Genomic DNA, 13,614 nt, shown 5'->3' with positions numbered 1-13,614 from the left:
CGGTCGGCACGGGCGTCACCGGGGCTCGACCAGCCGGTCGCGGACTACTCCTCGAGCCAGGTCGCGAACGCCTCGAACCCGAACGGCCGCCCGAGGAAGTCCTCGACCAGGTCGGCCGCGTCCTTACGGCCACCCTGGGCGAGCACCCGGTCGCGGTAGCGCGCCGCGATCTCGGCGTCGTAGAGGTCGTCGCGGTCGAACTGCGAGAACAGGTCCTTGGCGATCACCAGCGACCACATGTAGGTGTAGTAGCCCGACGAGTAGCCGTCGAGGTGACCGAACGCAGCATGGAAATGAGTGTCGGGCAGCGGGGTGATCATCGAGTAGTCGGCCTGCAGCCGGCGCGACAGCGCCTCGATCGCCGCACCGTCCGCGGGAGGGTCCTGGTGGATGCGGTAGGACAGCGCGGCGTAGAACATCTGGGTGCGTGCGTGCAGGCCCTTGCCGAAGTCCTCTGCCTGCCGCATCCGGGCGACGAGGTCGGCCGGGATCGGCTCGCCCTGGTCGTCGGTGGCGAAGTCAGCGAGCACGCGGGCGTCCCAGGCCCACTCCTCGAGCAGCTGCGAGGGAGCCTCGACGAAGTCCCACTCGGTCGCGACGCCGGCGAAGCGCGCCCAGCGCTGGTGCCCACCGAGCACGTGGTGGACCAGGTGCCCGAACTCGTGGAACAGCGTCACCACGTCGTCGTGGTCCATCAGCCCGCGCGGGAAGTTGCACACCAGCACGCCTTCGGGGAGCTGGCGGTCGGTCACGCCGTCGGTCAGCGTGAACTGCGCCGCGTGGTTGAACTTGTTGGCGCGGGGGTGGAGATCGAGGTAGATCCGGCCGATCCGCGCCCCGGCCAGGGACACGTCGTACGCCGTGACGTCGTCGTGCCAGACCGGCACGTCGACCTTCTCGTAGCCGAGCCCGAAGAGCCGTCCGGTCACGTCGAGCAGGCCTTGGCGGACCCGGTCGAAGGAGAAGTAGCGCCGCACCTCCTGGGCGTCGACGCTGTGGCGCTCGCGCTTGATCAGCTCGGTGTAGTAGCGGGTGTCCGCGGCGTCGAGCGCCTCGGCGTCCGGGCGGTCCTGCCGGAGGCGCTCGAGCAGGATGTCGCGGTCGCGCAGCGCGGAGGCCTCGGCGGCCTTGCTGATCTTGTCGATGAACGAGGCGATGGCGTCGCCGGTCTCGATCATCTTGACCTCGGCGTCGTACGCCGGCCACCCGTCGTACCCCAGGAGTCCGGCGTGCTCCTGGCGCAGGGCCATCAGCTCGACCAGCACGTCGTCGTTGGCGGGCCAGGCCCGGTTGCTGAAGGCGGAGGCTACGGCGACGCGGGCGTCGCGGTCGGTGGCGAAGGTGAGCATCGGTACGACGTCGGGGTACTCCAGGCTGAGCTCGACCAGACCGTCGTCGCCGGCCGGGTGGGCCTCGACCCAGTCCTCCGGGAGCCCCGCCAACTGCTCGGGGCGGACCCGGACCGTCGTGGCGTCGTCGCGGATGTGCCGGCCGAAGACCTGCCCGAGCTCGGTCTCCCGCTCGTTGATCGCGCGGACCCGGTCCCTGGTCGCCTCGTCGCGGTCGACACCGGCGCGACGGAAGTCGCGCAGCGCGAAGTTGCGCACCCGCTCGGCGTCGTCGTCCAGCCCTGACGTGCGCTGCTCCGCGTTGTCGACCACCATCAGGTCGTAGACCTCGCGGTCGAGCGAGAGATCGGTCAGCAGGCGGTGGGCCTCGGTCTCGGCGCTCTCGGCCTGGTCGCGGATCGCCTCGTCGGGATGCACCTGCTGGAGGAGCCCGGCCGCCGCGAACGCGTTGCCGAGTGCGAGGTTGACGTCGTTCCATCGCTCGAGCAGCACCGCAGCCTCGCGCGGTCGCTGGGACTTCAGGTCCGCGACCAGGGCGCGGGCGGCGTCGAGCTGATCGGTGGTGCGGGCGGTCAGCCAGGCCGACCACGCCTCCGTCCCGGCGTCGACGGCGGGCAGGGTCAGCGGGGCGAGATCGGTCACGGACCGAAACTACCCGGCCGGGGTCGAGGTCGTCGCCGGGGTTGTTCGTGCATCGTCGTGCCGACTCGACGGGTGACGGTGCCTCTGTGCACCGACTCGGCGGTGATCTCGTGTCCGTTTGCGCCGACTCGGCGGTGATCTGGTGCCTGTTTGCGCCGACTCAGCGTTGGATGGCGCCGACCGCGGCGGCGGCGGCCGCGACCGCGGCGTCGCGGGCGGCACCGGTCTCGGCCTCCGTCAGGGTGCGGTCGGGGGCCCGGAAGTGCAGGTGGAAGGCCAGCGACTTGCGCCCGGGCGGGACCTGGGAGCCGGTGTAGACGTCGAACAGCCGGACCGACTCGAGCAGGTCGCCGGCCCCCTCGCGAAGTGCCGCCTCGACGTCGGAGGCCGCGACGTCGGCGTCGACGACGAGGGCGACGTCCTCCTTGGCGAGGGGCTGGCTGGAGAACGACGGGGCCCGCGGGGTGTCGACGGCGTGCCGGATCAGCAGGTCGAGGTCGATCTCGAGGGCGGCGGTGCCACGGGGCAGGCCGTAGGCCTGGCAGACCCGCGGGTGCAGCTCCCCGGCGTGCCCCAGCTCGCCGTCGCCGACCGTCACCCGGGCGCAGCGGCTGGGATGCCACGGCATCCGGGTCGCCGGCTCCACCAGGACGCTGACACCGAGCTCGGCGGCCAGCGACCGGACGATCTCGATCGCGTCCGACCAGTCGGCGAGGCGGCTCGGCCCCCACCAGCCCTGCGGCTCGAGCTCGCCGGAGAGCACGGCGACCAGGTGCAGCGGCTGCTCGGGGATCGCCTCGAAGAGCTTGCCGAGCTCGGCCTCGCTCGGGCGCCAGTCCACGCCGTACACCGGCGCCGGGCCGCGGTCGACCGGGAAGGCCACCGTACCGGTCTCGAACAGCGACACCCCGGCCGCACCTCGACCGAGGTTGCGGGCCGCGGCATCGAGCACACCGGGCAGCAGGGTGGTGGCGAAGAACGGCTTCTCGGCCGAGATCGGGTTGGCCAGGCGTACGGCGTGCCGCCGCGGGTCGTCGTCGGGCAGCCCGAGCGCGGCGAACGTGTCGTCGCCCAGGAACGGGAACGTGACGACCTCGACGCAGCCCAGCCGGGCCAGGGTGCGACCGATCCGGCGTCGCAGCCGCTGCTCGCGGGTCAGCCCGCGGCCGCCCGGAGGCGTCGGCAGCACCGAGGGCACCTGGTCGTAGCCGACGAGGCGCACGACCTCCTCGACCAGGTCGTAGGGGTCGGTCAGGTCCGGACGCCACGGCGGCGGGACCACGGTGAGCAGCTCGGCAGCCTCGTCGACCTCGGCGCCGATCGCCCGCAGGCAGGAGACGACCCGGCCACCGTCGATCGGCAGCCCGGCGACCTGTCCGGGCAGCTCGCGCGACACGGTGATCGTCGGCTGCGAGGGTGGCGTGCCGACCACGGTGACGCCCGGGTCGACGACCCCGCCGCCGTACGTCGTCAGCAGCTCGGCCACCCGGTCGGCCGCGGCCTCGCAGATCGTGGGGTCGACACCGCGCTCGTTGCGCTTGCCGGCCTCGGAGGTGAGGCGGTGCCGCTTGCCGGTGCGGAACATCGCGACCGGCTCCCAGTGCGCGGCCTCGATCACCACGGTGGTGGTGGTCTCCGACATCTCGGTGTCCGCGCCGCCCATCACGCCGCCGAGCCCGATCACCCCGGAGTCGTCGGCGACCACGAGGTCCTCGCCGGACAGGACGCGGTCGGTGCCGTCCAGGGTGGTCAAGCGCTCGCCCTCGCGGGCCCGCCGGACCACGAGCGGCCCCCGGAGCTTGTCGCCGTCGTAGCCGTGGATCGGGCGGCCGAGCTCGAGCATCACGTAGTTGGTGACGTCCACGGCCAGCGAGATCGGCCGCATCCCGGCCAGCCGTACCCGCGTGGCCAGCCACTCCGGTGTCGGCGCCGCGGGGTCGAAGCCGGTCACCGTGCGGGCCACGAACACCGGGCAGCCGACGGGGTCCTCGACCACGACCGGCTGCCCCTGGTCGTTGGCGAGGGGTACGTCGCGCAGCGCCGGGTCGGTGTACGTCGCGTCGAAGCCGAGCGCGGCCTCGCGGGCGACGCCGCGCAGGGACAGCGCGTAGGCCCGGTCGGGGTTGATCTCGAACTCGATGACCTCCTCGTCCAGACCGAGGGCCGGCCGGGCGTCGTCTCCGGGGTCTCCCGCGTCCGCGGGCAGCACGATGATGCCGTCGTGGTCGTCGCCGAGGTCGAGCTCGGCCATCGAGCAGATCATCCCCGCGGAGACGTGGCCGTAGGTCTTGCGCGCCGAGATCGCGAAGTCGCCCGGCAGGACGCCCCCGGGCAGGATCACGACCACCAGGTCACCGACCGCGAAGTTGTGCGCACCGCAGACGATGCCCTGCGGTTCGCCGGTGCCGTTCGCGGCACCGACGTCGACGGTGCACCAGTTGATGGTCTTGCCGTTCTTCTGCGGCTCGGGCTCGAGGGTCAGCACCCGGCCGAGCACCAGCGGCCCCCGGATGTCGGCGCCCGGTCGCTCGATGGCCTCGAGCTTGAGGCCCAGCGCGGTCAGCCTGCGAGCGAGGTCCTCGGTGGCGAGACCGGTGGGCAGGTCGACGTACTCACGGATCCAGGAGACGGGGGTCCTCATCTCACCACTCCGTCCCGAAGGCCGCGCTGAAGCGCACGTCGCCCTCGAACAGCGCCCGCAGGTCCTCCGCGCCGGTGCGGAACATCAGGGACCGGTCGATCCCCATCCCGAACGCGAAGCCGCGGTAGCGCTTGGAGTCGATGCCGCATGCCGCCAGCACCCGCGGGTTGACCACCCCGCAGCCGCCCCACTCGATCCAGCCCTCGCCCTTGCAGGTGCGGCACGAGTCCACCGTCGGGGCCACGCCGCGGCACACGAAGCAGACCAGGTCGACCTCGGCCGACGGCTCGGTGAACGGGAAGTACGACGGGCGGAAGCGGGTGGTGATCCCGTCACCGAACAGCTGCTCGGCGAAGTGGTCGAGGGTGCCCTTGAGATGGGCCATGGTGATGCCCTCGTCGACCACGAGCCCCTCGACCTGGTGGAACATCGGCGAGTGGGTGGCGTCGTACTCGTCGGTGCGGAAGACCCGCCCGGGGCAGATCACGTAGATCGGCGGGGTACGGCTCAGCATCGTGCGGGCCTGCACCGGCGAGGTGTGGGTCCGCAGCACGAGGTGGTCGGAGGCGGGCTCGGTCCAGAAGGTGTCCTGCATGGTCCGCGCCGGATGGTCGGGGCCGAGGTTGAGGGCGTCGAAGTTCAGCCACTCGGCCTCCAGCACCGGCCCCTCGGCGACCTCCCAGCCCAGGGCGACGAACAGGTCGGCGATGTAGTCGGACATCAAGGTGATCGGGTGCCGGGAGCCGCGCGGCCGTCGGGCGGTCGGCAGGGTCACGTCGACCGTCTCCTCGACCAGCATCCGCTCCTCGGCCGCGACCTCGAGCACAGCGGTCCGCTCGGTGAGCGCCTGCGTCACGGCCGCGCGGGCCTGTCCGACCCGCTGGCCCGCCTCCTTGCGCGCCTGCGGCGGCAGGGCACCGATCTCGCGGTTGGCCAGGGCGAGCGGGGACCGGTCACCGGCGTGGTCCAGACGGGTCTGCTTGAGCCCGGCGAGGTCCGGAGCCGCGGCGATCGCGGCCAGCGCCTCGTCCCGCATCGCGGCGACCTGCTCGGCTCCGAGCGGGGTCACCTCGACCGGGTCGTACTCGGTGTTCGGGCCCGACATGGGTGCCTTTCGAGGTGCTGGGTGTGGGTCTCGCGGGGGCAAGTCTAGGAAGGGCCGCGCGAGCCCGGCGACGGGGTTTCGCGGGCGAGACGGATCACGCGCCGTAGGAGCCCGGCCAGGTCATGGTGATCCGGGCGCCACCGCCGGGCGCGTCCTCGATGGTGACCGTGCCGCCGTGGGCGCGGACCAGCCCGTTGACGAGGTACAGCCCGAGCCCGGAGCCGCCCCGCTGACCGGTGGTCCAGAACTTGGTGAACACCCGACGCCGGGTGTCCGGCGGGATGCCGTCGCCGGAGTCGTCGACGTGGATCACGATCATCTCGCCCTCGATGGCCGCGGTCACCGAGACCGGCTCCGAGCCGTGCCGGATGGCGTTCTCCAGCACGTTGGTCAGCACCTGGGTGAACTTGTCGGGGTCTGCCCAGATCGGCGGCAGCCCCTCGGGGGCGCGGTAGTCGATGCGGTGCGGCGCCCCGGCGCGGATGCTCTCGATCACCCGCTGCGTCAGGAGCCCGACGTCGCACGGCCGCTGGTGCATCGAGAGCCGGCCGGTGTCCAGGCGTGCCACGTCGAGGAGCTCGGTGATCAACCGGCTGAGCCGGTCGGAGTCGGCGTGGACGGTGGTCAGCATCAGCTTCTTCTGGTCGTCGTTGAGCCGGTCCCAGCGGTTCAGCAGCGCCTGTACGAACCCCTTCACACCGGTCAGCGGCGAGCGCAGCTCGTGGGCCACCGTCGCGACCAGGTCGGAGCGGTCGCGGTCGAGCCGGGCCCGGGCGCGCCCGGAACGCATGCTCACCGCGACCTCAGTGACCGGCCCGTGGCCGGGCGCGCGCCGGATCCGGGCGGTGAGCAGCACCTCGGCGCCGGTGGGGAGCACCCAGGACTGCTCCGGGACCCCGGTGCGGGTGACCAGGCCGTCGTACGGCTTGACGCACTCGACCCAGCCGACGCCGTCCTGGTTGGTCACCGACAGGACCTCGACCAACGGCCGCCCGACGGCCTCGCCGTCGAGCGCCAGCATCGCGGCGGCGCGGTCGTTGATCAGGCTCACCCGGCCCGCACCGTCGGCGATCACCACGCCGTCGGGCAGCGAGTCGACCGCGCGTTGCGCGTCCAGCGCCTCCGGGGACACGTCCACGACGGGCAGCCTAGTCAGAGAGACGATGTCGGGGGCGGCCCCTCCCCCCGGTGGGGCCGGCCCCGCAACGTTGGTGGACAGCCCCTCCCCCGTGGGGCCCGTCCGGGTGTTCGCCGCACGTGCCTGCGAACAAGGACTAGGATAGTTCCGCTATCCAACCCTGCACAACCGATTTCGCAGGATTTCCGCGATTTTGCCATCGAATTGGGTGCAAACCATGCAGGTCTCAGAGCTTGCCGCCCGCGCCGACGTCCCGGTGGCGACCGTCAAGTACTACCTGCGCGAAGGTCTCCTCCCGCCCGGAGAGACCACCGCCCCGCGACGTGCCGAGTACGACGAGTCGCACGTACGCCGGCTGCGCATCCTGCGGCTGCTCCGCGAGATCGGCGGCGTACCCGTCTCCCACCTGCGGCAGGTGATGGACGCCCTCGACGACGAGGACCTGCCGATCCACGACGTGATGACCGTGACCGCCGACGTGATCACGGCCGGTCCGGAGCCCGGGAGCCGGGACCCGGCCTCGACGCAGATCGTGGACGCGGTGCTGGACGCGGTCGGCTGGGACGCGATCCGGCCCGAGTCCGTCGACCGGCAGCGGCTGGAGTCCCTGGTCACGCTGCTCAACGCGCCCGGGCCCCTGGGGGCCAGCGTGGAGGTGCTCAGCTACTACGCCGGGCTGGCCGACCAGCTGGCCCGGACCGAGATCACGATGATCGACGAGAGCCGCGACCGGGCCGACCTGCTCGAGGACATGGTGACCGGATCGGTGGTCTACGGGCAGGTGTTCATCCTGTTGCGCCAGCTCGGGCACGAGCACCACCACGCGCGGCTGACGCGTGGGTCGACCGACGACGGGTGAGGGGACCCGGCCGGACGCCCACGGCTCAGCGCCGGCGGGTCCGCGCGCTCTCGTGCAGGCAGATCGCCGCCGCGGTGGCCAGGTTCAGGCTCTCGGCGCGACCCGGGATCGCGATCCGGACCCGGTGGTCGGCGAGGGCCGCCAGCTCCACCGGCAGGCCCCAGGCCTCGTTCCCGAAGAGCCAGGCCGTCGGACCGGCCAGGATCCCGCCGGCGTCGTCGAGGTCGAGCTCGCCGCCGCCGTCGGCGGCGAGCACGGTCAGGCCCGACTCACGAGCCGTGCGCACGGCGGTCACCGGATCGGGCTCGAGGGCCACCGGCAGGTGGAACAGGCTGCCGACGCTGGCCCGCACGGTCTTGGCGTTGTAGGCGTCGACCGAGTGACCGGCCAGCACGACGGCGTCGGCCGCCATCGCGTCGGCCGTGCGCAGCAAGGTCCCGGCGTTGCCGGGGTCGCGGACGTCGGCGCAGATCACCAGCAGGCCGCTGCCGTCGCGCGCGGTGGTCACGGCGTCGGACAGGGCCACGTCGAGGAACGAGCACACGGCCACGATCCCGGCCGGGCTCACGCTCTCGCTGAGCGAGGCCAGGGCCCGCTCGTCAACGACCGTCCGCCGCTCGGCGGTCGCCACCAGCGCGGCGTACTCCTCGAGGGCCGGCGGGGTCCCGAAGATCTCGACCACGCAGCCCGCGCCGAGGGCCCCCTCGACGGCCTTCGGGCCGTCGGCGAGGAACAGCCGTCGCTCGGCGCGAACCGAACGACGGCTGAGCTTGCGCGCCTCCTTGACCCGGGTGTTCCCCGCGGTCAGGGGCGCGTCCGGCACGAGGGCCTCAGGACGCCTTCGGCGCGTTGACGTCCTCGGGCAGGGCCGCCTTGGCGGTCGCGACCAGCGCCGAGAAGGCGGGCGCGTCGTTGACGGCGAGCTCGGCCAGGATCTTGCGGTCGACCTCGACGCCGGCCAGGTTGAGACCCTGGATGAAGCGGTTGTAGGTCATCCCCTCGGCGCGGGCCGCAGCGTTGATGCGCTGGATCCAGAGCCGGCGGAAGTCGCCCTTGCGCGCCTTGCGGTCACGGTAGCTGTAGACCAGCGAGTGGGTGACCTGCTCCTTGGCCTTGCGGTACAGGCGCGAGCGTTGGCCGCGGTAGCCGCTGGCGCGCTCGAGGGTGGTACGACGCTTCTTGTGGGCGTTCACTGCCCGCTTGACGCGTGCCATGGTGTGTCTCCTTCAGGTTCGTGCCAGTGGTCATCTCGACGTCGCTCGATACAAAGCTCGACTCCGCTCGACCACCGATGCGGGGTGAGTCAGAGGCCGAGCATCTTCTTCGCGCGGGGGACGTCGGCCTTGGCGACCTCGGTGGTGCCGGTCATGCGACGGGTGACCTTGGAGGCCTTCTTCTCCAGGTTGTGTCGCTTGCCGGCCTTCTCGCGCAGGATCTTGCCCGAGCCGGTCACCCGGAACCTCTTGCTCGCGCCGGAGTGCGTCTTGTTCTTCGGCATGGTGCTCTCTTCCTCTTGGTACGTCGTGTGGTCGCGGCGGGCGGCCCACGTCGTGCTGTGGTGGGGACTCACTGCCTGGTGCAGGCACTGCACATGTCCCCGAAAACTGGGTGCGACCTCGTTCTTCTCGATCGAGCCCTTCGCAGCGCTCAGGCCTCGATCTCGGGGTCGAGGTTCTCGCTCCGCCCGTGGGCCTTCTTCTGGGCCACGGCCTGCCCGGCGTTGTGGGCGATGCGCTCCTCGCGCTCCTCGGCGACCTCGGCAGCCCGGGCGGCCATGCGGTCGGCCTTCGCCGCCTCCATCTCCACCTTGGCCTCGGCCTTCTTCTTGTGCGGCCCCAGGACCATGATCATGTTGCGGCCGTCCTGCTTGGGCGCGGACTCCACGAAGCCCAGCTCCGTGACGTCCTCGGCCAGCCGCTGCAGCAGCCGGAAGCCCAGCTCGGGGCGGTGCTGCTCGCGACCGCGGAACATGATCGTGATCTTGACCTTGTCGCCGGCCTTGAGGAACCGCACGACGTGACCCTTCTTGGTCGCGTAGTCGTGCGCGTCGATCTTGGGACGAAGCTTCATCTCCTTGATGATCACGTTCGTCTGGTTGCGACGGGCCTCACGGGCCTTCTGGGCGTTCTCGTACTTGAACTTCCCGTAGTCCATGAGCTTGCAGACCGGGGGCTTGCCCATCGGGGCGATCTCGACGAGGTCGAGGTCCGCCTCCTGGGCCAGCTTGAGTGCCTCGCCCGTGGGGACGATGCCGACGGTCTCGCCGTTGGGTCCGACGAGCCGGACCTCGGGAACCCGGATCCGGTCGTTGATGCGTAGCTCGGTGCTGATGTGTCCTCCATGGGTCGAACGGCTGGGTGACCGCCACGGGAGGACCTCGCACACGACGAGAGCCCCCGCGCGACGCGCGGAGGCTCAGGCTGCACCGAAGGGTCGACGGCGTACGTCGCACCCACGGTGCGGACCGGACCCGACGACCTGTGCCCTGTTGCCAGTGCTGCGGTCGATGCGGGTGGGAGCGAGCCTCCACTTGTCTGACCGGCTCCACCGGGGTGGAACCTGTCGGTCGTGACACACGATACAAGGATCGGGAGGGCTTGCCTATTCCACAGGCTCGACCCAGGCGTAGGCGCCGTCCGCGGTCCGGGCCAACGGCCACCCGCGGGCCAGGCCCTCCAGCAGGTCGCCCTCGACGGCGTACGACGTCGGGCCGGCGACGTCGACGACGAGCGCGGAGGCACCCTCCTGGACGGCCGAGCGGGCCGCCAGGATGGCCGGCACCGGGACCGGGCGGGCGTCGGGCCGCCACCTGCCGAGGCTCTCCAGGCTGGTGAACGCGAGCACTGCCTGACGGCCGTCCGCCCCGGTCAGCAGGGCCGTCGCCATGTCACTGGTCTTGTCGTGGGCGAGACCGGAGGCGTCGTGCTCCACCTCGCCGAGGACCGCGACGACAGGCACCAGGAGGCGGGCGTGCTGGAGGACCAGGAACACGCCCAGGCCGTCCTCCCCGGCACCGGCGTACGACGCCAGGGCGGCGGCCAGGCGCGGCTCGGCGGCACCGTCGTCCCCCGCGAAGCCGGGGTCGGGGATCTGCCGACCCGCCGCGGGTGACGCGTGCTCGTCGGCCATGCCCACATCCTCTCGCGACCGGCCGGATCCCGGGACCTCCGGAGGGTCGGTTTGAGTTAAGTCATGTAATTCGGTAGACATACTCGACATGACCTCATCTCTCTCCGTGCCGGTCCTCGACCGGCCTCGGGCCGGAGGGCCGTCGGCCAGGCAGGGGCGCAGCCGGTCGCGGCTCGCCTTCCTGCGCCGATGGGTCTCCCCCGTGCTCATCGTCGCCGTCTGGCAGCTGCTCAGCAGCAGTGGGGTGCTCTCCGAGCGGACCATCGCCTCGCCGAACCAGATCGCCCACACCGCCGCCGGCCTGGTCCGCGACGGCACCCTCGGCAGCGCGACCCTGGTCTCGGTGCAGCGGGTGCTGGTCGGATTCTCGATCGGCGCCACGATCGGCGTGCTGCTGGCGGTCGTCGCCGGGCTCAGCCGGATCGGCGAGGACGCCGTCGACCCGCCGATGCAGATGCTGCGGATGCTGCCGCACTTCGGGCTGATCCCGCTGTTCATCCTCTGGATGGGGATCGGGGAGCAGCCCAAGGTCGCCCTGATCGCGCTGGGCGCGACGTTCCCGCTCTACCTGAACACGCTCGCGGGCATCCACGGCATCGACCGCAAGACCAGCGAGGCGGCGCAGGCGATGGGGCTGAGCTGGTCCCAACGGATCCGCCACGTCGTCCTGCCCGGCGCCCTCCCGCAGACCCTGGTCGGACTGCGGCAGAGCCTCGGCATCGCGTGGCTCTCGCTGATCGTCGCGGAGACCATCAGTGCCGACTCCGGGCTCGGCTACATGATCAACCAGGCCCGTGAGTTCCAGCAGACCGACGTGATCGTCGTCGGTCTCGTCGTCTACAGCCTGCTCGGTCTCGCGACCGACGCGGCCGTCCGCTACCTCGAGAGAAGGGCCCTCGCATGGCGCGCCTGAACGACACCCCCTCCCACCGCGGCTCCGGGGCCGCCACCACCGTCGGGGACTCCCCCTACGTCGCACAGGTGCGAGCCCACAACCGCTCGTTCGGCAGCAACCAGGTGCTGCGCGACATCGACCTGGACATCGAGCCCGGTGAGTTCGTCGCCCTGCTCGGCCGCAGCGGCTGCGGGAAGTCCACGTTGCTGCGCAGCCTGGCCCGGCTCGACCCGGTACCTGACGGCGAGGTCGCCGTGCACGGCCGGACGTCCGTCGCCTTCCAGGAGACTCGCCTCCTGCCCTGGAAGCGGGTCCGGCAGAACGTCGCCCTGGCCCTCCTCCAGTCGCCCGAGAGCCGCCGGCGCAACCGACGGGCCGACGAGACCCTGGCCGAGGTCGGGCTGACCGAGAAGGCCGAGGCCTGGCCCCGTGAGCTCTCCGGTGGGCAGGCGCAGCGCGTCTCGCTGGCTCGCGCGCTGGTCAGCAACCCGTCCCTGCTGCTGCTCGACGAGCCCTTCAGCGCCCTCGACGCCCTGACCCGGATCGAGATGCACCAGCTCGTGATCGAGCTGTGGCGCCGACACTCCATGGCCGTCCTGCTGGTGACCCACGACGTCGACGAGGGCCTCGCCCTGGCGGACCGGATCGTCGTGATGGACGAGGGCCGGCTCTCCCGGTCGTGGCGGATCAGCCTGCCGCGCACCGACCGGGCGCCGTCCCAGCCCGAGATCGCGCAGGCCCGCGCCGAGGTCCTGCAGGCCCTCGGCGTCAGGCCGCTCCCCCCGAACCCGAAGCGCAACCCCCTGAAGAACAACGCAGAAGGAGCAGCATGAGCATCCCCCGGATCTCCACCACCCGCCGGACCGTCCTGGCCGTGGCCGCGTCGGTCGTCGGCGCGACCGCACTGGCCGGCTGCAGCGGTGCCGCCAACGGCAACGAGGCCGCCGTGCGCAGCGACGGCTCGGTCGACCTGTCCAAGGTCACCCTGGTCGTCGGCGACCAGAAGGGCGGCTCCGAGTCGCTGCTCCGGGCCGCCGGCGAGCTGAAGGACGTGCCCTACACGATCCAGTGGAAGACCTTCACGTCAGGTCCACCGCTGCTCGAGGCCCTCAACGCCGGGGCGATCGACGTCGGTGGGGTCGGCAACACCCCGCCCCTGTTCGCCGCTGCGGCCAAGAGCCGCTTCAAGGTGGTGCAGGGCGCGACGTACGGCGGCACCGGTGACGCGATCGTCGTACCCAAGGGCTCGCCGATCACCTCCGTGTCCCAGCTCAAGGGCAAGAAGGTCGCCGTGGCCGAGGGCAGCTCGGCCAACTACAACCTGCTCGCACAGCTGCAGAAGGCCGGCCTGAAGTACGGCGACGTCCAGGTGCAGAACCTCCAGCCGGCCGACGCGGCAGCCGCGTTCTCGTCCGGCCACCTGGACGCCTGGGCGATCTGGGAGCCCTACACCTCACAGGCGGAGCACGACTCCAACGCCCAGGTCCTGACCACGGGCCAGGGGTTGGTCAACGGCTACTCGTTCCAGGTGGCCTCCGACGACGCCCTCGCCGACAAGGCCACGACCGCGGCCCTGAAGGACTACCTGTCCCGGATCGCGAAAGCCCAGACCTGGTCGCAGACCCATAAGTCCGCCTGGTCCAAGGTCTGGGCCAAGGAGACGGGCCTGAGCGACTCGATCACCCTGGCCGCGAACAAGAAGCGCGACGTGCAGCTGGTGCCGATCGACCAGAAGGTCATCGACTCGGAGCAGACGATGGCCGACGCGTTCGCCGAGAACAAGCTGATCCCCAGCCAGATCGACATCTCGTCGTACTTCACCGGCGAGTTCAACAACGACACCACCGGGAAGTGAC

Annotated in this window: 13 protein-coding genes; 4 read left to right on the top strand and 9 right to left on the bottom strand. The window is 71.5% G+C overall.

Features of this window, described 5'->3' with window-relative positions; translation table 11 throughout:
* Positions 1 to 44: 44 nt before the first annotated feature.
* From E3N83_RS04235 to E3N83_RS04220, 4 genes are all read right to left on the bottom strand, one after another.
* Positions 45 to 1,991, bottom strand: coding sequence for a M3 family metallopeptidase (locus E3N83_RS04235; RefSeq protein WP_238343062.1), 1,947 nt, complete (start codon positions 1,989 to 1,991; stop codon positions 45 to 47).
* Between the two features lie 160 nt (positions 1,992 to 2,151).
* Positions 2,152 to 4,632, bottom strand: a complete 2,481-nt coding sequence (gene pheT / locus E3N83_RS04230; RefSeq protein ID WP_151082120.1) for a phenylalanine--tRNA ligase subunit beta — start codon at positions 4,630 to 4,632, stop codon at positions 2,152 to 2,154.
* 1 nt (position 4,633) lies between these two features.
* Positions 4,634 to 5,737, bottom strand: a complete 1,104-nt coding sequence (gene pheS / locus E3N83_RS04225; protein WP_151082119.1) for a phenylalanine--tRNA ligase subunit alpha — start codon at positions 5,735 to 5,737, stop codon at positions 4,634 to 4,636.
* Positions 5,738 to 5,831: 94 nt separating this feature from the next.
* Positions 5,832 to 6,875, bottom strand: coding sequence for a sensor histidine kinase (locus E3N83_RS04220; protein WP_238343061.1), 1,044 nt, complete (start codon positions 6,873 to 6,875; stop codon positions 5,832 to 5,834).
* Between the two features lie 217 nt (positions 6,876 to 7,092).
* Here E3N83_RS04220 and E3N83_RS04215 point away from each other — a divergent pair, with 217 nt between their 5' ends.
* Complete coding sequence (locus tag E3N83_RS04215) at positions 7,093 to 7,734, top strand: MerR family transcriptional regulator (RefSeq protein ID WP_151082118.1); 642 nt, start codon at positions 7,093 to 7,095, stop codon at positions 7,732 to 7,734.
* Between the two features lie 25 nt (positions 7,735 to 7,759).
* Here the strand turns inward: E3N83_RS04215 and E3N83_RS04210 are convergent, their stop codons facing one another.
* The 5 genes from E3N83_RS04210 to E3N83_RS04190 form a co-directional block, all read right to left on the bottom strand.
* Positions 7,760 to 8,557 (bottom strand): TrmH family RNA methyltransferase, encoded by a 798-nt coding sequence (locus tag E3N83_RS04210; protein ID WP_151082117.1) that lies wholly within the window; start codon positions 8,555 to 8,557, stop codon positions 7,760 to 7,762.
* A gap of 7 nt (positions 8,558 to 8,564) precedes the next feature.
* Positions 8,565 to 8,948: a 50S ribosomal protein L20 gene (gene rplT / locus E3N83_RS04205; protein ID WP_151082116.1), complete on the bottom strand. Its 384-nt coding sequence runs from the start codon at positions 8,946 to 8,948 to the stop codon at positions 8,565 to 8,567.
* A gap of 89 nt (positions 8,949 to 9,037) precedes the next feature.
* Positions 9,038 to 9,232 carry a 50S ribosomal protein L35 gene (rpmI, locus tag E3N83_RS04200; protein ID WP_151082115.1) on the bottom strand — a complete coding sequence of 65 codons (195 nt, stop codon included), beginning with the start codon at positions 9,230 to 9,232 and terminating at the stop codon, positions 9,038 to 9,040.
* 149 nt (positions 9,233 to 9,381) lie between these two features.
* The gene (infC, locus tag E3N83_RS04195; protein ID WP_151082114.1) at positions 9,382 to 10,119 is read right to left on the bottom strand and encodes a translation initiation factor IF-3; all 738 of its coding nucleotides are present in this window, start codon (positions 10,117 to 10,119) and stop codon (positions 9,382 to 9,384) included.
* Between the two features lie 216 nt (positions 10,120 to 10,335).
* Positions 10,336 to 10,863, bottom strand: a complete 528-nt coding sequence (locus E3N83_RS04190) for an SseB family protein (RefSeq protein ID WP_151082113.1) — start codon at positions 10,861 to 10,863, stop codon at positions 10,336 to 10,338.
* Between the two features lie 88 nt (positions 10,864 to 10,951).
* On the opposite strand from E3N83_RS04190, the gene E3N83_RS04185 reads away from it, so the two are divergent.
* The 3 genes from E3N83_RS04185 to E3N83_RS04175 are packed head-to-tail and all read left to right on the top strand — an operon-like array spanning position 10,952 to position 13,613.
* Positions 10,952 to 11,776, top strand: coding sequence for an ABC transporter permease (locus E3N83_RS04185; RefSeq protein ID WP_151082112.1), 825 nt, complete (start codon positions 10,952 to 10,954; stop codon positions 11,774 to 11,776).
* On the top strand, positions 11,764 to 12,591 hold the full coding sequence (locus E3N83_RS04180) for an ABC transporter ATP-binding protein (RefSeq protein WP_151082111.1): 828 nt from the start codon (positions 11,764 to 11,766) through the stop codon (positions 12,589 to 12,591). Before E3N83_RS04185 ends, E3N83_RS04180 begins: the two co-directional genes overlap by 13 nt.
* Entirely contained in the window at positions 12,588 to 13,613 is a 1,026-nt protein-coding gene (locus E3N83_RS04175) for an ABC transporter substrate-binding protein (RefSeq protein WP_151082110.1), read from the top strand. Before E3N83_RS04180 ends, E3N83_RS04175 begins: the two co-directional genes overlap by 4 nt.
* The last annotated feature ends 1 nt before the right edge of the window (position 13,614 follow it).

Origin of the sequence: Nocardioides cynanchi (genome assembly GCF_008761635.1) — a bacterium.
Lineage (GTDB): Bacteria > Actinomycetota > Actinomycetes > Propionibacteriales > Nocardioidaceae > Nocardioides > Nocardioides cynanchi.
Note: the sequence above shows the minus strand (reverse complement) of the source record. Positions and strands in the feature narration are given on the sequence as shown.